Raw genomic sequence first — 22,683 nt, forward strand, 5'->3', positions numbered from 1 at the left:
TGGCACGTGACCCTGCGCGGTATCCGCGCCAATCTTGGGCGGTTCTTCCTCACCGCCCTTTCGGTGATGCTCGGCATCGCCTTCCTGTCCGGCACCCTGGCCTTCCGTGATGTTCTCGGCCAGACATTCACGAACCTGTCGGCGGGCACCTCGACAACGGACCTCACTGTTCGCGGGGCTCCTATCACCACCGACAGCCCCTTCCAGGGATCCAACTCCCCGATCAGCGAGACCGTGGCTGAGGACGTGACCGCTGTCGATGGTGTCGAGCAGGCCTTCCCCATCTACGTGGGCAACGGCGTCCTCATCGGCACCGACGGGCAGCCCGCCAATATCGCGCAGGCCCCCGCCCTTGCTTTCGGCTGGGTCGAGGAGACTGACGCCGGCTTCCTCATGGAGGGCACTGGACCACAACTCCCAACCGATGTGGTCCTCGAAGCCGGTACGGCCGAGACGGCTGGGCTCGGTGTGGGCGATACTGCGATCCTTCTCGTCAACGCGGAACCGGTCACCGTCGACGTCGTCGGCATCGTGTCCTTCGGCTCGAGCGTTGCCGGTGCCTCCATCACCATCCTCGAACCCGAGTTCGCGAGGGAGTCGTTCAGCGCCGGCGGTCTCGTCTCCGAGATCGGTATCCTCATCGAGGATGGTGCCGATCCTGCCGCTGTGGCTGAGACCATCGAGGAGACGGTGCAGGGCGACCTCGAGGTGCTGACTGCGGCCGAGGTCCAGGCCGAGACCGAGGAGGCGGTCTCCACGATCCTCGACACGATCAACACGTTCCTGCTCGTCTTCGTGGCCCTCGCACTCGGTATCGGCATCTTCATCATCACGAACACTTTCCGCATCTCGGTGCGCCAGCGCCAGAAAGAGTTCGCGCTGCTGCGCGCCATCGGCGCGGCACCCCGCCAGATCTTCACGGTCGTTTTCGTCCAGGCCATCATCATCGGCCTCGTGGGTTCCGCCATCGGCGTCCTGACCGGGCAGGGCCTCGTTCTCGCGATCCGCGCCGCACTCGAAGCATGGGGCATGTCCCTTGATGCTGAGCTCATCATGACTCCCCGGATCATCGCCACCTCCATGATCATCGGCGTGCTCGTCACCGTGATCGCGGCTCTTCTCCCGGCACGGGCCGCCGCTCTCACACCACCGATCGAGGCGATGAGAGAGACTTCCGGTGCGACCGAGAAGCCTCTCCGGCGTCGCACGGTCGCGGGCCTCGTCACCCTCGTCATCGGCCTTGCCGCTTTCATCGCCGGGTCCTTGAGGGCTCTTGATGCTGCCGGAACAGCCCTTGGACTTGGGGCGTTCCTCATCATCGCCAGCCTGATCGTCATCTTCCCCGCCCTCGTCGGCCCTGCCGTGCGCACCTTGGGGTGGCCGATGAGGAGATGGTCTCCCGTCCAGGGCAAGGTTGCGTCCGAGTCGGCCGCGGCGAGCCCCCGAAAGACAGCATCGACGGCTGCCGCCCTCATGATCGGTGTCGCTCTCGTCGCCACCGGCGCGACTCTCGCGTCATCCGTCAAAGCCTCCCTCAATGACATCATCGACTCCTCGGTGACAGCGGATCTTGTCGTCATGACGAACACCCCCGTCTCCGATGCATCGGCGGGAGTGGAACTCATGAAGTCAGTCGATGGTGTGGAGAACGTCGACGATTCGGTGCGCGTGGGGCGGGCACTCATCCCGTCCGACACTCCCGAGGCTGTCATCATCACATCGCTGTCGGTCGCTGCGGTGCAGGATCTGGGGCTCGAGTTCGTGTCCGGTGACATCGGAGCGTTCGAGGACGGCCGCATCGCGATCCACGAGTCCTACGCGGCCGAGGAGGGCCTCGGGGTGGGTGACGAAGTCTCGCTGCTCGGGGCTGATGGTCCGGCCACGCTCGAGGTCGGTGCCGTTGTCGCCTCTGAGTTCGTCACCTCGTCGGTGTACGTCTCCCCGGAGACGTTCTCATCCCTTCAAGTCGACAATTCGTTTATCGCCGTCATCATCATCGATGTCGCGGACGGAGCAGACCTGGACGTGGTGAAGGAGCGTGTCATCTCCGCGGTCGATGACCTCTACGTCTTCCAGGTTCTCGATCGCGACGACGTCAAGGGCGTCGTCGGTCAGAGCATCGATCTCGTCCTCACCATGCTCTACGCGCTGCTCGGCCTCTCGATTGTCATCGCCGCTCTCGGCATCGTCAACACACTCTCCCTGTCGGTTTCTGACAGGACGCGCGAGATCGGACTCCTGCGTGCCATCGGGCTGTCGAAGGGAGGCGTCCGGATCTCCATCCTCATCGAGTCGATCATCATCTCGATCCTCGGTGCGATCATCGGGATCCTTGTCGGAGTGCCTCTCGCTATCGGCCTCAACGAGTACCTTGCCGATGATTCTGTCGCAATCAACGTCATCCCGTGGCCTGCCCTCGGAATCATGCTGATCCTTGCGGTCGTCGTCGGCGCTCTCGCCTCGGTGCTGCCTGCCAGGAGGGCTGCGCGTCTCAACGTGCTCGACGCAATCGCGACCGACTAGCGGGGCAGGTCTGGCCGACGAGTAGAAGAGTGTTCGAGGAGGAATGGAAGTATAGGGGCGGATGATCCGCCCCTATACTTCTGCTGTGACCTCAGTATTCTTCGAGCCTGCCCGTATTGCCCTCCGCGACCATCTCCTGAGCCGAGATGTGCCGCTTTCCGAACGCATGTACCGCTATGAGCATTGCCTGCGCGTCGCCCACATCGGCCGCCTCGTAGCCGAAGCGGAGGGTCTCGACGCTGACCGTCTCGAAGTGGCCTGCCTGCTGCACGACATCGGCAAGTACGATGCGGAGGTGGCTGTTGATCACGGCCGCGTCGGTTCGCGGCTGGCGCGGGGCATTCTCGTGGAGCTGGGGATGCCGGGGGATGCTGTCGACGACATCTGCCAGGGCATCGCCATGCATGTTGACGGAAAGTGGAACGACTCCCCCGTTGATCATCCGGGGCGCGACGTGGTCGACAGCGAGCCGAGTGTTCTCGCCCGCTCTGTGGGCGACTGCGACAATGTAGACCGCTACTCCCTCCTGCGCATCCACGGGACCATGTCGTGGGTGGGTTTCTCGGAGATGACAACTCCGCAGGCGATCGCCTGGATCGCGGACTACCGGGCCAAGCTCGTGAGGGAAGCACGGTATGAGTGTGCGACGGAGACGGCAGACGCGATGTGGCGTGCCGCTCTCGCCGATCACGACAATTATTTCTCGCGTCTGGCGGAGATGATGGCACCCGCGGACAGAGACCTATAGGGGTCTGGCTCAGTAGACGATGGGGATCCCGAGGTCGCGGAACCTCTGGCGCACGGCCTCCGTTGTCTCGTTCGAGGGCGGCTCGACGTCATCGAGTTCGTAGACGGCCCCGATCGATTCCCACTTGTCCCTCCCCATCTGATGGAAGGGGAGGACTTCGAGACGTTCCACGTTGGGCCACCGGCGCACGATCGCGGCGATAGCATCAATGTTCTCGGGAGCGTCCGTATGCCCGGGGACGAGGACGAAGCGCAGCCAGACAGCCTTGCCCAGGGCCGCGAGCCGGTCTCCGAAATCAATCGTGGGCTGCAGGTCTCGCCCCGTCAGGGCACGATAGGTATCCGGTAGGCCAGACTTGACGTCGAGGAGGACAAGGTCGAGGTTGTCGAGATCGTCATCCCCGATCGCGGCCCCAAGATAACCGGAGGTGTCGATCGCGGTGTGGATGCCGCGCTTCTTCGCCTCCGCGAGAATGTTCGCGACGAAGGCGGGCTGCATGAGCGGTTCGCCGCCCGAGATCGTCAACCCTCCCCCGCTGGCCGCGAAGATCCGCTCGTACCTGAACACGCGAGCCATCACCGCCTCCAGTGTGACCGGCTCCCCGTCCTTCATCTTCATCGTGTCGGGGTTGTGGCAGTACAGGCAGCGCAGCGGGCACCCCGCCAGGAAGAGTGTCATGCGGGAGCCGGGACCATCAACAGCCGTCACGAGCTCCCACGAGTGGATGGACCCGAGCCTGCCGGCGCGCACCATCTCGAAATGCTCGCTGCGCGACATGTCGGGTGCGGGGGTGAGCCCGTCGATGCCGGAGCCGGCCACCCGAGGCACCTCGAACTCGAGTGCCTCGGGGGCGGCCAGGCCGCTGACGCCGTCGGTCATACCCGGTCGTGGAACGTGCGGGAGATGACGTCGAGCTGCTGTTCGCGCGTGAGACGGACGAAGTTCACGGCATAGCCCGAGACGCGGATCGTCAGCTGAGGATACTTCTGCGGGTTCTCCATCGCGTCGTACAGCGTGTCGCGGTTGAGGACGTTGATGTTGACGTGGAAGCCCTGGGAGACCATGTAGGAGTCGAGCAGACCCACGAGGTTCGTGACCTGCTCGGACAGGTTGCGTCCGAGGCCCGAAGGCACGACCGTGTTCGTGAGGGAGATGCCGTCCTGCGCCTCCGAGTACGGCAGTTTCGCAACCGACAGCGCCGAGGCGAGCATGCCGTGCGTGTCCCGGCCGTTCATCGGGTTTGCACCCGGTGCGAAGGGTTCGCCCTTGCGTCGACCATCCGGCGTGTTGCCGGTGTGCTTGCCGTAGACGACATTCGACGTGATGGTGAGAACCGACTGGGTGTGAACCGAGTTGCGGTATGTGGGGAGCTTGCGGATCTTGTCCATGAAGCTCCGGACCAGCATGACAGCGATCTCGTCGACACGATCGTCGTCGTTGCCGAACGTCGGGTAGTCGCCCTCGACCTCGTAGTCGGTGATGAGGCCGTCTGCGTCGCGTACGGGACGGACGGTGGCGTACTTGATGGCGGAGAGGGAGTCGGCCGCGACCGAGAGACCGGCAATACCGCAGGCCATGGTGCGGAGAATGTTCGCATCGTGCAGCGCCATCTCGATCCGCTCATAGGCGTACTTGTCGTGCATGTAGTGAATGCAGTTGAGAGCATCGACGTACGTCTGTGCCAGCCAGTCCATCATCACATCGAGCTTCTGCGCGACATCGTCATAGTCGAGGACATCGCCCTCGACCGCCGGCATCGGCGGTGCGATCTGTTCGCCCGAGTTCTCGTCCTTGCCGCCGTTGATGGCGTAGAGAAGAGTCTTGGCAAGGTTGACGCGAGCCCCGAAGAACTGCATCTGCTTGCCGATCGCCATCGCGGACACACAGCAGGCGATACCAGCGTCGTCGCCCCAGCTGTCCTTGATGAGATCGTCGGACTCGTACTGGATCGCGGACGTCTCGATCGAGGTGCGCGCACAGAACTCCTTGAAGCCCTCGGGGAGCTTGTCCGACCAGAGCACCGTCAGGTTGGGTTCGGGTGCGGGGCCGAGGTTGTGCAGGGTCTGGAGGAAGCGGAAGGAGCTCTTCGTGACGAGCGGACGACCATCGGCACCGATGCCGCCGATCGACTCGGTCACCCACGTCGGGTCGCCCGAGAACAGCTCATCATATTCGGGGGTGCGGAGGAAGCGGACGATGCGGAGCTTGATGACGAAGTCATCGATGATCTCCTGCGCTTCCTCTTCCGAGAGCACGCCTGATTCGAGATCGCGCTGGAAGTAGACGTCGAGGAAGGTCGAGACGCGCCCGAGAGACATGGCCGCGCCGTTCTGCTCCTTGACCGCAGCGAGGTAGGCGAAGTACAGCCACTGCACGGCTTCCTTCGCGTTCGAGGCGGGCTGGGAGATATCGAAGCCGTAGAACTGTGCCATCTCCTTGAGCTGGCCGAGTGCACGGATCTGTTCCGAGAGCTCCTCGCGATCGCGGATCACATCTTCGATCGAACGCTCCTCATCAAGAGCGGCCTTTTCCGCCTTCTTGCTCTCGATGAGGTAGTCGACGCCGTAGAGTGCGACGCGGCGGTAGTCGCCGATGATGCGGCCGCGGCCGTAGGCGTCCGGCAGGCCGGTCACGATGTGGGAGGAGCGTGCCTTGCGCACGGCTGCGGGGTAGACGTCGAAGACGCCCTGGTTGTGGGTCTTCCGGTAGGTCGTGAAGACCTCCTTGAGGAACGGGTCGACCTCGTAGCCGTATGTCTTGAGCGAGTTCTCGACCATGCGCCAGCCGCCGTAGGGCATGATCGCACGCTTGAGCGGGGCGTCGGTCTGAAGGCCGACGATAACCTCGTCCTCTTCGGAGATGTATCCGGGTGCATGGGCGGTGATGGTGGAGGGCGTGGTCGCGTCAACATCGTAGACGCCCTTCTCGCGCTCCTCGGGGAACATGTCGGAGAGGATGCCCCAGATCTTCAGGGTGCGTTCGGTGGGGCCGGCAAGGAAGCTGTCGTCACCGAGGTAGGGCGTGTAGTTCTTCTGGATGAAGTCCCGAACATCGACGTGCTCGATCCAGGATCCAGTCTCAAAACCATGCCACGCTTTAAGCTCGTTTGTTACGCTCATTGCCATTTCCTTCCCAGAAGGGCGGATCGCGCCCCGTTGTCTGTTATGTCGATAAGCCTATGGATTCTCGACCCGAAGCGCCTGGGCCAGGGGTCCCGAATCGCCGTTAACTCGGGAAAAACCGTGCGTGTGTTTCGTCACGAACGGGGACTTAGGCCACTGTTGGCGACACCGATGCATTGGCTATATTACGCCGTTTCAGGCGGCATCGAGGATCGCTCGGCGATAGCGATCCGTTGCCTCCGCCACCTCGTTGTTGTACACCACACTCCGGTTATAGTTGCCGATCGCTGTGATCCAGTTCTCAGCGGCCCCCACATCATTGCCCACCCGGCACAGATATCTCGCTGCCGCGAGCGCAGCATCATCAATGTTCTGCGGGTCCTTCACGCCGTCGAGATTCCCGTCGGCTCCCATGTACTCCCATGTGGAGGGGATGAACTGGAGGGGGCCGACGGCCCGATCCCATTCCTTATCCCCATCGAGCACTCCCCCGTCGGTGTCGGGGACTTCTGCCGTCGAGACGCCGTCGAGTGCGATGCCGACGATGGTCGGGACCTGCTGCCCGCTGGGGTCGATGGAGCCGCCCTGGAGGGTGCCGTGGCGTGATTCCACGTACCCGATGCCGGCAAGGGTCGTCCAGTCAAGGCGGCACCCCGGGAGGTCTTCCCGGAAGGCGATCTCGGCGCCGGCGTAGGCGCGCAGGGCGCGGTGGGGAATCCCGGTCGCGGCTGAGGCCCCGTCCAGCCAGGCCTCGTCGACGATGCCGGGCAGGCCCTCCGTGGCGAAGTCGAGACCGTTATCGCCCGCAGGCACCGCCGCAACGGTGGGCGCCACGGAGACCGGTGCGGTCTGCGTGTCGGCAGCAAGCCAGGCGAAGAAGCCCGCCAGGGCGACGACCCCTCCGATCGCGATGATGACGGCCGACAGTCTCCGAGCAGCCATAGATCTCCCTCTGGTGTCGATCAACGGGCCGTCTATGCCAGTGCGAGGAAGACCTTCTCCAACTCGTCCGTTGTCATTCCGTCCCGTTTCTCGGCTCCCTCGGGATCGACGATGCAGTTCTCCATGGCGCTGGAGATCATGAGGAAGCCGGCCCTGTTGAGGGCGTGCGTGACGGCGGCGAGCTGTGTGACGACGTCGCGGCACGACTCCCCCCGCTCCGCGGCCGCGATGACACCATCGAGCTGGCCCCGTGCTCTCTTGAGGCGGTTCAAGATCTTCTTCTGCGCTTGCGCATCATTCATCGTCGTTCCCTTCGTGCCGCATGTGCGGCGTTTGAGCACCGGTTGTGCATGGTCCCACGTTCGTACATGTGCCAGTCCAGGCGAGCCGGCCCGCGAGCAGGGCAACGACTCCCGCGCCGATCGCGGCGACAGCATTCTCTGCCGCGATGCTCACGGCGGAGGCCGCGAGGAGGACGGCGATGATGCTCGCGAGGAGGCGTTCACCGCTCCATGCCGCTCCCACCATTCTAGACATTCTGCATCTGAGGAAGAGCGGCGGCGGCACGCTCCCCGAGAACTGCTCGGAGGGTGAGAATGCCTCCCGAGAGCGAAGCTGAATCGAATCCTGCCTGGGTGAGGACACGGTGTGCGATTGCGGATCGTACGCCGGAGGCGCACATGACTCGTACCGGTCGCCCTGCAGCCGCCTCCGTCACCTCGTCGAGCCGCTCGCGCAGCTCGGTGTGGGGAATATGGAGGGCGTGGGGCAGCATGCCGGTCGCGACTTCTGCCGCATTGCGCACGTCGAGGATGAGGGCAGTCTCGGAGACTGTCTCGAGATCCTCCGCGTACCAGAGGCGCAGCGTGCCATCGAGAACGTTCGTTCCCACCATTCCCGCCAGGTTCACCGCATCCTTCGCCTGGCCGTAGGGCGGGGAGTAGGACAGGTCGAGATCGATGAGATCGCCGACGTGGGCACCATTCCGGATTGTTGTCGCGAGAACATCGATCCTCTTGTCGACTCCGTCTGCCCCGACAGCCTGAGCGCCCAGGATTCGACCATCGTTGCCGATGTGGACCGTGAGGTGGATCTGGCTGGCTCCGGGGAAGTAGCCCGCGTGCTGGGCCGGATGAAGGTGGAGGGTGTGGAATGGAATGCCTGCCGCCCCGAGTGCACGCCTGTTCACCCCCGTCATCGCGGCCGTCAGCGCGCCGACGCGGACGATCGAGGTGCCGAGAGGCTGTGGGATGGAACGGGCCGTGTCCGGTCGCATGACGTGATCGGCGACGAGGCGACCCGCACGGTTCGCGGGGCCAGCCAAGGCCACGGGACGTCGCACTCCGGTGATCGGATCGGTGCTGATCGTCGCATCGCCCACCGCGTAGACGTCTCCGAGGGAGGTGCGTCCGTGCTCGTCGATGACGATCGCGCCGCGTTCCCGCTCGATGCCGGAGGAGTCGAGGAATGCCGTATCGGGCCGGACTCCGACGGAGAGGACGATGATGTCCGCGTCGATCTCCGTCCCATCGGTCAGAATGACGGTGTCGCTGTCGGTGCCGGGCACAATGCTCGTGGCACCCGCCCCGGATCGCACTGCGATGCCGAGCCTGGTGAGTTCGTCCGTGACGAGGGATGCCTGCTCGTCGTCGAGCGGCGGGAGGACATGGGGAGCGAGTTCGACGATCGTCGTCTCCAACCCCATCATCCGCAGCGCTTCCGCGGCCTCGATGCCGATGAATCCCGCACCGAGGACGACTGCGCGCCTCATGCCGCTCTCCACTGCACTGCGGATGCCGATCGCATCGTCGACACTGCGAAGAGTGAAGACGCGAGTCGATGCATCGAGGCCATCGATGTCGGGGCGGATCGCCGCGGCGCCCGGGGAGAGAATGAGACGGTCGTAGCTCATGGTGTGCTGCACGCCGTCGTGCTCGACCGTGATCTCGTGATCATCCGGGTTGACGCCGATGACGTTGTGTCCGGTACGGACATCGAGATTGAGCGATGCTGCGAGCGAGGCGGGGGTCTGGACGAGGAGTTTCGATCGGTCCTCGATCTCACCGCCCACATAGTAGGGCAGTCCGCAGTTCGCGAACGAGACGTAGGGTCCGCGCTCGAGGACGATGATCTCGGCCGATTCGTCCAGCCGCCGCGCCCGTGCGGCAAAACTCATACCGCCGGCCACTCCCCCAACAACAACACACCGCATTGATACTCCTTACCACTCGTGGACGCGTTGCCCACACCGTCCAATATACCCCTCGGGGTATCGAGTGGCAATGTGACGTCTAGATCTTGCCGATCTCGGTGCGCTTCTCCGCCTGGAAGACATCCTCTTCGCGTCCGTAGGCCCAGTAGCCCGAGATAGAGAGCCTCTCACGGGGGATGTCGCGGAAGAGCCGACGCAGGTGTTTCATGGCCTCGCGCTCACCGTGCGCGAAAACAGACACGTCCCCCTCGGGAAGATCGAGCCTGCCGACGCGCTCGGCCAGAACAGTCGGGTCGTACTCCGCGCCCCCGCGGACGATCCACTCGACCGTCACGCCGGCGGGTGCACTCACATCGAGTGCGTGCTCCGCCGCCTCGAGGATCACGGCGCCCACAGCGTCACCCGGGAGCCGCTCGAGGCTGGCCGCAATAGCGGGAATGGCGGACTCGTCGCCGACGAAGAGATGGAAGTCAGCATCGTCGGCCGGAGACCATGCGCCGCCGGGGCCCATGAACTGGATGAGGGAGCCCGGTTCGACCGTCGCGGCCCATGGTCCCGCAATCCCGGAATCCCCGTGGATGACGAAATCGATCGAGATCGTCCGCGCCTGCCGGTCGACCGATCGCACCGTATACGTGCGTGTCTTCGGCCATGTTTCGTTCGGCGTCGACGCGCGCAGCGCCGCCACATCGACCGGTTCATCGTACGGGCGCCCCTCGTGGTCGAACACGATCTTCACGTACGAGTCGGCGAAGCCTGCATCACGGAAGGCGTCGAAGTTGGGGCCGCCGGCGGTGAGTCGAACCATGTGGGGCGTGAGCCATTGCCGATCGAGGACGGTCAGATGAGTGGTGGGGCGGGGTGGACGCTGGGGCTTCATCGTTCTCCAGTGAGTTGGGCGGGGCGGCGTCGGGGACGCGGTTCGGGCGGGCCTAGTAGTAGGAGGCCATGAGGCCGTCCTCGGTTTCGAGTATTTTGACGTTCGTGTGGAACACGCGCGAGAGGACCTCTTCCTTCATGATGTCTTCGGCGCGTCCGAACTCGGTCACCTTCCCGTCATTCATCGTGCAGATGTAGTCGGCATATTTGCCGGCGAAGTTGATGTCATGGAGAACGATGACAATGGTTCTCCCGAGCTCGTCGGCGGCTCTGCGCAGCTGCCTCATCATCTGGACCGAGTGCTGCATGTCCAAGTTGTTGAGAGGCTCGTCGAGAAGCACGAAGTCCGTGTTCTGGGCAAGCACCATCGCCACGTAGGCGCGCTGTCTCTGACCGCCCGAAAGCTGGTCGAGGTAACGGTGCTCGAGGTCGGTGAGATTCAGGAAGTCGATCGCTTCCGTGATGTAGTACTCGTCCTCCTGGGTGAGCCTGCCCTGCGAGTAGGGGTAGCGGCCGAAGCCCACGAGCTGGCGCACCGTCAGGCGGGTGATGAAGTGGTTCTCCTGGCGCAGGATCGACAGGATCTTGGCGATCTGCTGGGACGAGCCCTTGCGAACATCGTGCCCCGCGACCTCGATGGTGCCTTCATCGAGGTCGAGGAGACGGCCGATCATGGTGAGAATCGTTGACTTGCCGGCACCGTTGGGGCCGACGAGGGCGGTGATTCCGCCCTCGGGGATGTCGAGGGACACGGGGCCGATCGTGACCGTGTCGGAGTAGACCTTCGTGACGTTCCGGAGCTTGATCACAGGCGTCCCTTTCTCATGATGACGATGAGGAAGACCAGGCCGCCGACGAGTTCGATGATGACGGTGACCGCTCCCCCGGCGTAGAAGATGTTGCGAAGAATGAAGTAGGCGCCGCTGAGGACGACGAAGCCGAGCAGGAATGCCACCGGATAGATCATGCGATGGTCGTACGTGTCGGTGAGCGAATAGGCGAGAGTTGCCACGAGGAAGCCGAGGAACGTCATGGGGCCGACGAGTGAGGTTGTCATCGCCATGAGAACCGAGACGAGGAGCAGCACCGTCATCGTCTCCCTGCGATGGTTCATCCCCAGGTTCGAGCACACATCCTTGCCGAGAGCGAGCACGTTGAGCCTGCGGGCCCTCAGCCACAGGATCGTGCAGCAGACGATCACGATCGGGATCACGATCGGGAGATAGTCCGTTTCCGCATTGGACAGGTTGCCGAACAGGCGGGCCGTGAGGACATCGAACTCGTTCGGGTCGAGCAGGCGCTGCATGAAGGTCGAGAGGGCACCGAGACCGCCGCCGAGGACGACCCCGACGAGAAGCATGACATGCATGTTCCCGAACTTGCCGGACAGGAGCCAGCCGTAGAGGACGCTGGCGAAAGCGATCATGAGGAGCACCTGGAGGATAAACTGCCCCGTGCCGATCATGAGGGTGACACCGGCGGCTCCGAAGAAGAACACGACCGATGTTTGGATCACCGTGTAGAGAGACTCGAACCCCATGATCGAGGGCGTGATGATCCGATTCGCGGTGACGGTCTGGAAGCTGACTGTCGCAAAAGCCTGGCAGGCGGCGACGATGACCATGACGACAAGAGTCTCCGCTCTCATCGATGCGATCTTCCAATACCCTTCGGACCCGAACGGCATTCCGTTGCTATAGCTCAGCACCCCGAAGGCGAAGGCCACGGCCATCACCGACAGGACGGACACGATCGCGATATAGCGAACCTTCTGCTTCGTGTTGATGACGGGGCCTGAACACCCGTTCCGCCGGCACTTGCGCGGATTGCCCGTGCACGGCTCGACCGCGGTGCGAATAGTGGCCGCGTCCTCCGCTATCACGGTCTCACCCGACGTGAGGGGGCCCTGCGCCATCCGCTCCGACATTTTTTCCTGTAATGCTTCAGCCACGACGCTGCCTAACGAGAAGGAACACGAACACGACGGCGCCGACGACGCCGAGGATGAGAGAGACGGGAACTTCGAACGGCATGATGATCGTGCGCCCGATGATGTCGCAGATCGTGACGACGCAGATGCCGACGATGCAGACCCAGGGGAGGTTGGTGCGCAGGTTGTCCCCGCGGAACATCGACACGATGTTGGGCACGATCAGACCGAGGAAGGGCAGCGCGCCGATAACAACGGTGACGACACCGGTCACGGCGGCAACGATGGCGATCCCGGTGAAGATGATCGCGTTGTAGTTGAGGCCGACGTTCGTCGCCACGTCCTTGCCGAGACCCGCCACCGTGAAGCGGTCGGCGATGAAGAAGACGATGATGAGGAGGAAGAAGACGATCCACAGGAGTTCGTACCGGCCGCGCACCACCATCGTGAACGAGCCCGCGAACCAGATCCCCAGGCTCTGCAGCATATCGGTCTGAAGGGCGATAAAGGTGGAGACAGCGCCGACGACAGCGCCGAGCATGATGCCGACGATGGGAACGATGAGGGAGGACTTGAACGTCACCCTGCGCAGGAAGAGGAAGAACACGATCGTGCCGAAGAAGGCGAAGATGATCGCGCCGATCATGCGGACGACGATCGGGGATCCCGGGAAGAGGATCATGGTCGTCAGCAGGCCCAGGCCCGCCCACTCGGTCGTGCCCGTCGTCGACGGCTCCACGAACCTGTTCTGCGTCATCAGCTGCATGACGAGCCCACAGATCGACATGGCGGCCCCGGCGAAGATCAGGGCGATGGTCCGCGGCACGCGGGTGATGAAAAACATCTCCCAGCCGTCTTCGCCGCCAGCGATGTCGTACACGCCGACAAAGAGGGACAGGATGACGAGGGAGATGGTGATGATGACGCCGACGACGAGAGGGCCCGCCGAGGAGCGGGCGCTGTCAGCCCTGCTCACAACGCGCACAGCAGTGTCATCGTTGCCGGGTCTGTCTTGGTCCGTTGCTATTGCCACATCGTGTCTTTCAGGTCGGGCGCTGCCCGGGACAGCGAATACTGTTCCGGGCAGCGTCTGGGATTACTGACCTTCGAAGGCGTCTGCCATCTGGTTGAAGAGCTCCGTGTAGTGCTGGATATCTTCGGCCGTGTAGAAGTTGGGGTTGAGGTAGATGATGTTCCCCTCCTGGATCGCGGTGACGTTGGCGAGAGCCTCCGATTCCGCGATGATCTCCTGCGCGGAGCTGGCACCCTCCGTGTTCGCGCCAGCGTCGCGGTCGAGAACAAGGATCCAGTCGGGATTCGCCTCGGCGATCGCCTCGACCGAGATGTCGTCGCCCTGGTGGTTGGACGAGCCATCCCTCTCAAGAGCGGGAGTCAGGCCCAAGACGTCGTAGAGGGGGCCGATGGAGCGGCCGGTCACGGGAGCGACATAGTTGATCGAACCGCCGGAGGTGAGGAGACCGACAACCGTCTGCTCGGAATCGTAGGCGGCTGCGGCACGCTCGATCGAGGCATCGAAATCGGCGATAAGCTGCTCGGCATCGCTCTGGCGGCCGAAGACATCGCCGAGGAGTGTCGTCAGCTCGCGAAGCTTCTCATCGATACGCGCCTCTTCGGGCTCGAAGTGGGTCGAGACGAAGGGGACGTCGCCGACGAGGGACCGGATGTCCTCCTCGTACTGGGCGAAGCGCTGGCCGTTGAGGATGAGATCCGGCTCGGCGGTGATGAAGACCTCCATCGTCGGCTCGCGATGGTTGCCGATGTTCTGGACGTCTGCATTCTCCATGTACACAGACAGGATCTCTTCACCGGACGGCATGAGGTCGATCGGCGCGGCAGAGAGCTCGATGCCCCATTCGGCCAGCGTCCCGAAGATACGGTTGTCGGTCGCGATGATCGACTGCGGGTCCGCGGGAATATCGACCGTGTTGCCCGCCATGTCCGTCACCTGGGCGGCCGGAGCGTCAGCATCATCGGCACCCGCCTCATCCTCGGCAGCCTCCTCGGAAGCCTCGGTCGTGGGCTGATCGGTTGCTTCGTCGGTCTCGGCTTCGCCACAGGCGGCAAGCGTGAGCGCGGCAACTGCCGCCATCGCCACGAGACCAGAACGGGTCGCAATCTTCATTCGTCAACTACTTTCGTTCAAAAATTCTGGGGAGCGATACCCTCTCGCTCAAGGTAAGGCTAACCTAATTTATTTACGAAACAACAAGTGTTCTTAATTAGACTTTTCGGCTAGGCGGCGCCATAGTTCCTTCGTCCTAGACGAATTCCCGCGCCACTGCGCGAAAAGTGGGGACAGGCGCCCAAAAAAGGCGCCACGGGGACATGACCTTTATCACGGAATAAAGCGCCCCTATACACCCCTCACTTTGGAATGGTTCCAGAAAGTGGCTCTGTGGCGCCGTTTCACGTCAGCGCTCAAGACATGGACGAACATCAAAAAGGAGGAGACGCGGGGCCCAGGCTTTCTTCCGCCACGGTCCCGCTCCCGTCCATTTTCTGGTCCCTCTTTTCGATGACACATGACTAGGTGTAGAACTAACCCAGGACAAAGACGGAGGTTCTCCATGATTCGGTCAACATTGCCCCAACCAGAGGGGCTTTTCGACCCTCGGTTCGATAAGGACGCCTGTGGCCTCACCATGGTCGCAACCCTGCGCGGGTACGCCGGGCATGATGTCATGGAACGCGCTCTCGATGCGCTCCGTCATCTGGAGCATCGCGGCGCGGTCGGCTCTGACGCCGGCACGGGCGATGGTGCGGGGATCTTGACGCAGATGCCGGATGAGTTCTTCCGCGGTGTCTGCACATTCGACCTGCCGGACGCCGGACAGTACGCCGCCGGCCTCGTCTTCCTCCCCCACGACACGGCAGATGAGTCTCGCTCTGCGATCGAGGAGCTTGCACGCGACGAACACCTGACGGTGCTGGGCTGGCGCAATGTTCCGACACGCCCCGAGCACCTGGGGCCCAAGGCTCGGGAGACCATGCCCCATATCTGCCAGCTGTTCGTCGCGGGCGATGGCCTCGCTGGACTCGAACTCGACCGCCGCACATATCGGCTTCGCAATAGGATCGAGAACACGGTCGGGGACTATGTGCCGTCCCTGTCGAGCAGGACCATCACCTACAAGGGAATGGTCACCACTCTGCAGCTGGAGCCCTTCTATCCAGACCTGTCGGATCCGCGTTTCGCATCGGCTCTCGCGATCGTCCATTCCCGCTACTCGACGAACACGTTCCCGTCGTGGCCGCTCGCCCAGCCTCTGCGGATGATCGCCCACAACGGCGAGATCAATACGGTGCGCGGCAACAGGCAGTGGATGAAGGCGCGCGAGTCCCAGCTGTCGTCAGAGCTGCTCGGCGATATGGCGCCTCTCCTTCCCATCCTCACTGAGGGGGCCTCCGATTCCGGTTCCTTCGATGAGGCTCTCGAGCTCCTGACGCTGAGCGGCAGATCCCTCCCCCACGCCATCATGATGATGGTTCCCCAGGCGTGGGAATCCGCAACCGATCTCCCTCAAGAGCTCCGAGACTTCTACGAATACCATTCGTTGCTCATGGAGGCATGGGATGGTCCTGCGGCACTCTGCTTCACGGACGGCAGCCTTATCGGGGCAACGCTCGACCGGAACGGCCTTCGCCCCGGTCGATGGATGAAGACGACGGACGGTTTCGTCGTCTGCGCGTCGGAAACCGGCGTCCTGCCGGATATCCCGCCCCACATGATGGAGGCGCGCGGCAGGTTGAAGCCAGGCGAGCTTTTCCTCGTCGACACGGAGAAAGGCATCATTCTCGACTCGGACACCGTCAAGCACGAGGTGGCAACGCTCGAGGACTGGGGGGCCTGGCTGGAATCATCTCGGATCGAACTATCCGATCTTCCCGACCGCGAGCATATCGTCCACACGTCGGCATCTGTCGTGCGCCGGCAGCGGACCTTCGGATATACGGAGGAGGATCTCAAGATCCTCATCGGCCCCATGGCCGAGAAGGGTGTCGAGCCGATCGGTGCGATGGGATCGGACACCCCGATCGCAGTCCTCTCCTCTCGGCCGCGATTGCTCTTCGACTACTTCTCCCAGGCATTCGCCCAGGTGACGAACCCTCCCCTCGATTCGATCAGGGAAGCGATCGTCACGTCCATGAGGTCGGGGATCGGGCCGGTCCGCAACCTGTTGACCGCGACACCGCTCCATGCCAGCCAGATCATGACAGATTTCCCCGTGCTGACGAATGAGGAGCTGGCCAAGATCAAGCGCATCGACCGCTCCCCGGGATCCCGGCGGACGGTGACGTTGGCGCTGCTCTTCACGGGTTCCCTTGCAGATCGGCTCGAGGAACTGTTCGACGAGGTCGATGAGGCGATTGCCGATGGTGCGCAGTACCTGGTGCTGTCCGATCGGGACTCGGACCGGCTTCGGGTTCCCATCCCCTCTCTCCTTGCCACGTCCGCCGTGCACCAGCACCTCATCCGGACAGGCCAGCGTATGAAGGTCGGCCTCGTCGTCGAGGCGGGTGATGCTCGGGAGGTGCACCATATCGCCCTGCTGCTCGGCTACGGCGCGAGTGCCATCAACCCCTATTTGGCCATGGAGTCCGCAGAGCAGCTCGTCGCCAGCGGAGAGATCACCTCCGACGCCGCCGTCCACAACCTCATCAAGGCTCTGGGCAAGGGCGTCACGAAGATCATGTCGAAGATGGGGATCTCGACGGTCGGCTCCTACATTGCCGCCCAAACCTTCGAGGCCGTGGGACTGGCGCCCGAGGTCATCGACCGGTACTTCACGGGCACCCCGTCCCGTCTCGGCGGGATCGGCCTCGATCAGATCGAGAAGGATGCTCGCGCACGCCACGCATCCGCCTACCAGTCGGAGTTCGCACCCCACGCTCATCGTCGTCTCGACTCGGGCGGGGAGTACCACTGGCGGCGGGATGGGGAGGTGCATCTCTTCTCCCCCGAGACCGTGTTCAAGCTCCAGCACGCAACACGGGAGGGACAGTTCGACGTCTTCCGCGACTACACGCGCCTTGTCAACGATCAGGCCCGTGAGCTGAAGACGCTGCGCGGACTCTTCGCATTCAAGGCTCGCACGCCGATCGACCTGTCGGAGGTGGAGCCGATCGAGGCGATCATGGCGCGCTTCCAGACGGGAGCGATGAGCTACGGGTCGATCTCTGCCGAGGCGCACGAGACTCTCGCCATTGCGATGAACAGGATCGGGGGCCGGTCCAATACCGGGGAGGGCGGAGAACCGCTCGATCGGCTGCTCGATCCGGAACGCCGATCCAAGATCAAGCAGGTCGCCTCGGGCAGGTTCGGGGTCACCTCGATGTATCTCACGCACGCGACCGACATCCAGATCAAGATGGCGCAGGGCGCGAAGCCGGGCGAGGGCGGCCAGCTCCCGGGAACGAAGATGTATCCCTGGATCGCCAACGCTCGCGGGTCAACCCCGGGGGTCGGACTCGTGTCCCCTCCCCCTCATCACGACATCTATTCGATCGAGGATCTCAAGCAGTTGATCTTCGACCTCAAGAGGGCGAATCGCCGCGCCCGCATCCACGTCAAGCTCGTATCCCAGTCCGGCATCGGGGCCGTCGCCTCGGGTGTTGCGAAGGCGAAGGCGGACGTCATCCTCATCTCCGGCTTCGATGGTGGGACCGGGGCGGCTCCGCTCAACTCGCTCAAACATGCTGGTATTCCGTGGGAGATCGGCCTTGCGGAGGCCCAGCAGACGCTCCGCGCCAACAATCTGCGGGGCCGAGTGAGCCTGGCCGTGGACGGTTCCCTCAAGACGGGACGCGACGTCATCATTGGCGCACTGCTCGGTGCGGAGGAGTTCGGCTTCGCGACGGCGCCGCTCGTCGTGTCCGGCTGCATCATGATGCGGAAGTGCCACCTCGACACGTGCCCCGTCGGCATCGCAACCCAGAACCCGGAGCTGCGGGCCCGCTACAGCGGCAAGCCCGAGTTCGTCGAAACATTCTTCCGATACATCGCGACCGAGGTTCGCGAGCTTCTCGCCCAGCTCGGCTTCCGCTCCATCGAGGAGGCTGTTGGCCGCGCCGATGTGCTCGAACTCGATCAGGCTATCGGGGAGGTGAAGGCCGACGGACTCGATCTCACTCCCATCTTCGCCATGGTGGGCGATGGTCCGCTCCATCGCGTCGAGGAGCAGGATCACGAACTGGACGATCAGATCGATGCTCGTCTGCTCGATGAGGTGTGGGGCTCTCTCGATGAGACGGGCGACTATCGCACTCATCTGGTCGTGCAGAATACGGATCGCGCCATCGGGACGATGCTCGGGAACGAAGTGACATTGAGGTATGGCGTCGACGGACTGGAGCCGGGCTCGATCGTCTTGGACCTCGAGGGATCGGCAGGCCAGTCGCTCGGTGCCTTCCTCCCGCGCGGCATCACGCTGCGCCTGCTCGGAGATGCGAACGACTACGTGGGCAAGGGCCTTTCGGGCGGCAGGATCTCTGTGGCCCCACATCCCGACTCCCCCCTTGTCGCCCATGAGAACGTCATCGCCGGCAATGTGGTGGGCTACGGCGCAACCGGCGGCTCCCTCTTCCTCCGCGGCATCGTCGGAGAACGGTTCCTCGTCCGCAACTCCGGAGCCGAGGCCGTGTGCGAAGGGACCGGCGATCATGCACTCGAATACATGACGGGTGGCGTGGCCCTGATCCTCGGCCCCACGGGGCGGAACCTCGGCGCCGGCATGTCGGGCGGGTACGCCTACGTCCTTGACCTCGACGATCGTCTCATCAACAGGGAATCGCGCGCAGATCTCACTCTCGACGCGCTTGACGACTGCTCGATCGCCGAGCTGACGCGCCTCCTCACGGAGCACGTCAATGCAACCGGCTCCGCTGTCGCCACGGAACTGCTCATCTCCCCCGCATGGGACCGCTTCACGAAGATCGTCCCCAAGGAGTGGGCGCTGGTGACGAAGGTTCGCGCACAGGCTCATGAGCTCGGACAGGACCCTGATGGTGCAGAGACATGGAACAAGATTTTGGAGGTGACCCGTGGCTGATCCGTACGGCTTCTTGACGACCCGGGAACGGGAGCTTCCCCCGAAGCGTCCCGTCGCGGTCCGCATCGGCGACTATCGAGAGATCCAGGAACGCCGCACCGACGGCCCCCTGCTGAAGCGACAGGCCGGCCGGTGCATGGACTGCGGAGTGCCCTTCTGCATGTCGGGATGTCCGCTGGGCAATCTCATTCCCGAGTTCAACGACTATGCACGCCAGGGCCTGACCAGGCTCGCGGCGGACCGTCTCCTCGAGACGAACAACTTTCCGGAACTCACGGGCAGGCTCTGCCCGGCACCGTGCGAGTCCTCCTGCGTTCTCGGCATCAACCAGCCGCCCGTCACCATCAAGTCGATCGAGCGCGCGATCGCGGACGATATCGTGGAGAACGGCTGGATGGAGCCGCAGATTCCCGGGCGCCTGTCCGACAAGACGGTCTGCATCGTGGGTTCCGGGCCCGCCGGCCTTGCCGCAGCCCAGCAGCTCACCCGCGCCGGTCACACGGTCGTCGTCTATGAGCGGGACGACCGTATCGGCGGTCTCCTGCGCTACGGCATTCCAGATTTCAAACTCGACAAAAAGGTGCTTGACGCCCGGCTGGCGCAGATGGAGGGGGAGGGCACCCGCTTCCGCACGGGGGTGAACGTCGGAACCGACGTCTCCTGGACCGAACTCCGCGAGCGCTTCGATGCCGTCATCGTCGCGACCGGGGCCTTGAAGCCACGCGACCTGGACATTCCCGGCCGCCAGCTGGACGGAGTGCACCAGGCGATGGAGTTCCTCACGGGAGCGAACCGGGAGGTGGCCGGGGCACGTGAGGCCAGCCAGATTCGGGCAGACGGCAAGCATGTGGTCGTTCTGGGCGGCGGCGATACCGGTTCGGACTGTATCGGCGTTTCGCACCGTCAGGGGGCGGCGTCGGTTACGAACATCGCGATCGGTGTTCGCCCGCCCGACGAGAGGGGCCCGAACGAGCCGTGGCCCATCCACCCGAAGCTCTACGAGGTGCAGTCGTCCCATGAGGAGGGCGGTGACCGCGTCTACCTGACATCGACGGTCGAGTTCATCGATGACGGTCAGGGTTCCGTGTGCGCTATCCGGATCGCCGAGACGGAGATCCTGTCGAGCGGCGACCGTGTTCCGCGGGCTGGTACGGAGCGCGAGATCCCGGCTGATCTCGTTCTCCTGGCTCTCGGTTTCACGGGGACCGATGCTGAGCTCGGCGGCTTGGGGGTGCCGTTCGGCCGAGGCCAGGTTCTCTCCCGGCACGCCGACTATGCGACGGATCAGGAGGGTGTCTTCGTCGTCGGCGATGCTGGTCGGGGCGCTTCCCTCGTCGTGTGGGCGATCGCTGAGGGCCGCGCGGCGGCACGTTCTGTCGACGCCTATGTCCAGGGCGGATCAGGCTTGCCAGCGCCAGTCGCCGCAACGGATCGGGGCCTCCGCCTCTGACACCCTGCTGTCTCGTGTGGCTGGGCCTCTCATGGAGGCTCAGCCACACCCGTATCTTTACCCTAAACAGACTTTGCCGCCCACACTCTTGAGCCAATCCTTACGCATGAATATGCGAGAGAATTCAGGGAATTGGCGAAATACCGGGACTTTCGACTCAAGACTCCTCGAGTTTCATGCCATAATCCCATTATTTGGATATGTATTTACCCAGCTTTGCGTAAGGATATACGCTCTCAGCATTCATTAAGACTTCCGTTTTTGGTCAAGGTTTCGTCTTGATGGATGGTCGGTGCGATCCGCTGCCGGCCTATGGATCGGAGAATGCGGTCCGGACCTATCCGGTGACGTTCCCTTCTCCCTCATCGACAGGAGTTCTCATGGACGCTGGAAGCATCGCGTTTGGCGTTATCGCCACAGCGCTTGTGCTCTTCATGACCCCGGGCGTCGCCTTCTTCTACGGCGGCCTCGTCCGTGTCCGCAGCGTCATCTCAATGATGATGCTGTCCTTCGCCACTCTCGGCATCGTCGGCGTGCTGTGGATCCTCTACGGCTACGCCATGTCGTCCGTCAGCACCGAATTCGGCTTTGCGGGCAACCCGCTCTCCGACTTCGCACTGTCATCGACCGTAGCCTCAGAGACCGCCAACACGGATCTCGTGGGAGTGGCCTACGGGTCCACCTTCGCGATCATCACCGTCGCCCTTATCTCAGGCGCCATTGCCGACCGTGCCCGCTTCGGGCCGTGGCTCGTCTTCGTCGTCTCGTTCGCGACACTCGGATACTTCCCCATCGCAGCCTGGGTGTGGGGCGGTGGATGGGTGGATGCTCTCGGAGGCTGGCTCGGCGCCCCCGGGATCATCGACTATGCGGGTGGTCTCGCAGTCCACACGAACGCCGGCGCTGCCGCTCTCGCCCTCGCGATCGTCCTCGGCCCCCGCCTCGGCTTCGCGAAGGGCAGCCACCGCCCCCACAATGTCCCGTTCGTCATTCTCGGCGCCGCCATTCTCTGGTTCGGCTGGTTCGGCTTCAACGTCGGTGCGGAGTGGACGAACGGTCTTGGCAACGCGGGCCTCATCACCATCAACACGATCGGATGTACGGCGGCAGCGATTTGCGGCTGGCTGCTGGCCGAGAAGCTCAAGGGCGGCAAGCCGTCCGCTGTCGGGGCGGCCTCCGGCGCGATCGCCGGCCTCGTCGCCATCACCCCGGCCTGTGCGAACCTGACTCCGGGATGGGCACTGCTGCTGGGCGCGATCACCGGTGTCATCTGCTGCTACGCGATCGAGGTCAAGTACCTTCTCCAGCTCGATGACTCTCTCGATGTTGTCGGCATCCACCTCGTCGGCGGCCTCATCGGCACCGTCTACCTCGGCTTCTTCGCCATCGATACCGGCCTGTTCACCGGTGGCGGCTTCGGCCAGCTCGCAGTCCAGGTCATCGCCTGCGTCGGCGTGTTCGCCTACTCGTTCGTCCTTTCTCTCGTTCTCGGCACGATCATTTCGAAAGCGATCGGCTTCCGCGTGGACGACGCCTCGGAGCTTGCCGGGGTCGATGAGACCCTGCACGGCGAGATCGCCTACGAGCTCTCGGATCGAGTGGATTCGTAAGACTCACCTGCGGCGCGTCAGTCGAGCCGACGTTCTGGGCGCCCTCTTCGGAGGGCGCCCACTGCATTCCCGCGTGTTTGCGGGGAGAAAAAATTGCTTCGAATTCATCCAATCCAAACTGGCGGGGGGCTCCGAACCATAGATACACAGCCGGTTCGGCATAAGGCCTCGAAGGCATACCGATCAGGATGTCTTAT

General features: G+C 63.5%; 16 protein-coding genes. 5 read left to right on the forward strand and 11 right to left on the reverse strand.

The window, feature by feature from the left end; all coding sequences use genetic code 11:
• Positions 1 to 6: 6 nt before the first annotated feature.
• Together H2O75_RS08245 and H2O75_RS08250 are read left to right on the forward strand one after the other, a co-directional pair.
• Positions 7 to 2,523, forward strand: coding sequence for an ABC transporter permease (locus tag H2O75_RS08245; protein ID WP_182170713.1), 2,517 nt, complete (start codon positions 7 to 9; stop codon positions 2,521 to 2,523).
• 85 nt (positions 2,524 to 2,608) lie between these two features.
• Positions 2,609 to 3,271: an HD domain-containing protein gene (locus tag H2O75_RS08250; protein WP_182170716.1), complete on the forward strand. Its 663-nt coding sequence runs from the start codon at positions 2,609 to 2,611 to the stop codon at positions 3,269 to 3,271.
• Positions 3,272 to 3,280: 9 nt separating this feature from the next.
• Here H2O75_RS08250 and pflA read toward each other — a convergent pair whose 3' ends face one another.
• The 11 genes from pflA to H2O75_RS08305 form a co-directional block, all read right to left on the reverse strand.
• Positions 3,281 to 4,150 (reverse strand): pyruvate formate-lyase-activating protein, encoded by an 870-nt coding sequence (gene pflA, locus H2O75_RS08255; RefSeq protein ID WP_182170719.1) that lies wholly within the window; start codon positions 4,148 to 4,150, stop codon positions 3,281 to 3,283.
• Positions 4,147 to 6,396: a formate C-acetyltransferase gene (pflB, locus tag H2O75_RS08260; protein ID WP_182170722.1), complete on the reverse strand. Its 2,250-nt coding sequence runs from the start codon at positions 6,394 to 6,396 to the stop codon at positions 4,147 to 4,149. The genes pflA and pflB overlap by 4 nt, the downstream gene beginning before the upstream one ends.
• Before the next feature lie 192 nt (positions 6,397 to 6,588).
• Positions 6,589 to 7,335 carry a lytic transglycosylase domain-containing protein gene (locus tag H2O75_RS08265; protein WP_182170725.1) on the reverse strand — a complete coding sequence of 249 codons (747 nt, stop codon included), beginning with the start codon at positions 7,333 to 7,335 and terminating at the stop codon, positions 6,589 to 6,591.
• A 32-nt stretch (positions 7,336 to 7,367) separates the two neighbouring features.
• Complete coding sequence (locus H2O75_RS08270; protein WP_182170728.1) at positions 7,368 to 7,637, reverse strand: metal-sensitive transcriptional regulator; 270 nt, start codon at positions 7,635 to 7,637, stop codon at positions 7,368 to 7,370.
• Complete coding sequence (locus H2O75_RS08275) at positions 7,630 to 7,872, reverse strand: hypothetical protein (protein WP_182170731.1); 243 nt, start codon at positions 7,870 to 7,872, stop codon at positions 7,630 to 7,632. Before H2O75_RS08275 ends, H2O75_RS08270 begins: the two co-directional genes overlap by 8 nt.
• On the reverse strand, positions 7,865 to 9,547 hold the full coding sequence (locus H2O75_RS08280) for an FAD-dependent oxidoreductase (RefSeq protein WP_182170734.1): 1,683 nt from the start codon (positions 9,545 to 9,547) through the stop codon (positions 7,865 to 7,867). Before H2O75_RS08280 ends, H2O75_RS08275 begins: the two co-directional genes overlap by 8 nt.
• A gap of 79 nt (positions 9,548 to 9,626) precedes the next feature.
• Positions 9,627 to 10,427: a siderophore-interacting protein gene (locus H2O75_RS08285; protein ID WP_182170737.1), complete on the reverse strand. Its 801-nt coding sequence runs from the start codon at positions 10,425 to 10,427 to the stop codon at positions 9,627 to 9,629.
• A 52-nt stretch (positions 10,428 to 10,479) separates the two neighbouring features.
• Positions 10,480 to 11,235 carry an iron ABC transporter ATP-binding protein gene (locus tag H2O75_RS08290; RefSeq protein ID WP_182170741.1) on the reverse strand — a complete coding sequence of 252 codons (756 nt, stop codon included), beginning with the start codon at positions 11,233 to 11,235 and terminating at the stop codon, positions 10,480 to 10,482.
• The gene (locus tag H2O75_RS08295; protein WP_259365232.1) at positions 11,232 to 12,377 is read right to left on the reverse strand and encodes an iron chelate uptake ABC transporter family permease subunit; all 1,146 of its coding nucleotides are present in this window, start codon (positions 12,375 to 12,377) and stop codon (positions 11,232 to 11,234) included. Before H2O75_RS08295 ends, H2O75_RS08290 begins: the two co-directional genes overlap by 4 nt.
• Positions 12,370 to 13,389, reverse strand: a complete 1,020-nt coding sequence (locus tag H2O75_RS08300; protein WP_310650316.1) for an ABC transporter permease — start codon at positions 13,387 to 13,389, stop codon at positions 12,370 to 12,372. Before H2O75_RS08300 ends, H2O75_RS08295 begins: the two co-directional genes overlap by 8 nt.
• A gap of 63 nt (positions 13,390 to 13,452) precedes the next feature.
• Positions 13,453 to 14,499 carry a siderophore ABC transporter substrate-binding protein gene (locus tag H2O75_RS08305; RefSeq protein ID WP_182170745.1) on the reverse strand — a complete coding sequence of 349 codons (1,047 nt, stop codon included), beginning with the start codon at positions 14,497 to 14,499 and terminating at the stop codon, positions 13,453 to 13,455.
• A 445-nt stretch (positions 14,500 to 14,944) separates the two neighbouring features.
• Here H2O75_RS08305 and gltB point away from each other — a divergent pair, with 445 nt between their 5' ends.
• The 3 genes from gltB to H2O75_RS08320 all read left to right on the forward strand — a co-directional run bounded on the left by gltB (position 14,945) and on the right by H2O75_RS08320 (position 22,486).
• The gene (gene gltB / locus H2O75_RS08310) at positions 14,945 to 19,426 is read left to right on the forward strand and encodes a glutamate synthase large subunit (RefSeq protein WP_182170748.1); all 4,482 of its coding nucleotides are present in this window, start codon (positions 14,945 to 14,947) and stop codon (positions 19,424 to 19,426) included.
• Complete coding sequence (locus tag H2O75_RS08315; protein WP_182170751.1) at positions 19,419 to 20,876, forward strand: glutamate synthase subunit beta; 1,458 nt, start codon at positions 19,419 to 19,421, stop codon at positions 20,874 to 20,876. The genes gltB and H2O75_RS08315 overlap by 8 nt, the downstream gene beginning before the upstream one ends.
• A 380-nt stretch (positions 20,877 to 21,256) precedes the next feature.
• Positions 21,257 to 22,486: an ammonium transporter gene (locus H2O75_RS08320; protein ID WP_182170754.1), complete on the forward strand. Its 1,230-nt coding sequence runs from the start codon at positions 21,257 to 21,259 to the stop codon at positions 22,484 to 22,486.
• The last annotated feature ends 197 nt before the right edge of the window (positions 22,487 to 22,683 follow it).

Origin of the sequence: Flaviflexus equikiangi (assembly GCF_014069875.1) — a bacterium.
GTDB classification, from domain to species: Bacteria; Actinomycetota; Actinomycetes; order Actinomycetales; family Actinomycetaceae; genus Flaviflexus; species Flaviflexus equikiangi.

Excerpts from the sequence above, each read along its gene's own strand:
- H2O75_RS08265 (WP_182170725.1), bottom strand. The coding sequence starts at position 7,335 with ATGGCTGCTCGGAGACTGTCGGCCGTCATCATCGCGATCGGAGGGGTC.
- gltB (WP_182170748.1), top strand. The coding sequence starts at position 14,945 with ATGATTCGGTCAACATTGCCCCAACCAGAGGGGCTTTTCGACCCTCGG.
- pflB (WP_182170722.1), bottom strand. The coding sequence starts at position 6,396 with ATGGCAATGAGCGTAACAAACGAGCTTAAAGCGTGGCATGGTTTTGAG.
- H2O75_RS08280 (WP_182170734.1), bottom strand. The coding sequence starts at position 9,547 with ATGCGGTGTGTTGTTGTTGGGGGAGTGGCCGGCGGTATGAGTTTTGCC.
- H2O75_RS08285 (WP_182170737.1), bottom strand. The coding sequence starts at position 10,427 with ATGAAGCCCCAGCGTCCACCCCGCCCCACCACTCATCTGACCGTCCTC.
- H2O75_RS08320 (WP_182170754.1), top strand. The coding sequence starts at position 21,257 with ATGGACGCTGGAAGCATCGCGTTTGGCGTTATCGCCACAGCGCTTGTG.
- H2O75_RS08305 (WP_182170745.1), bottom strand. The coding sequence starts at position 14,499 with ATGAAGATTGCGACCCGTTCTGGTCTCGTGGCGATGGCGGCAGTTGCC.
- H2O75_RS08275 (WP_182170731.1), bottom strand. The coding sequence starts at position 7,872 with ATGTCTAGAATGGTGGGAGCGGCATGGAGCGGTGAACGCCTCCTCGCG.
- pflA (WP_182170719.1), bottom strand. The coding sequence starts at position 4,150 with ATGACCGACGGCGTCAGCGGCCTGGCCGCCCCCGAGGCACTCGAGTTC.
- H2O75_RS08270 (WP_182170728.1), bottom strand. The coding sequence starts at position 7,637 with ATGAATGATGCGCAAGCGCAGAAGAAGATCTTGAACCGCCTCAAGAGA.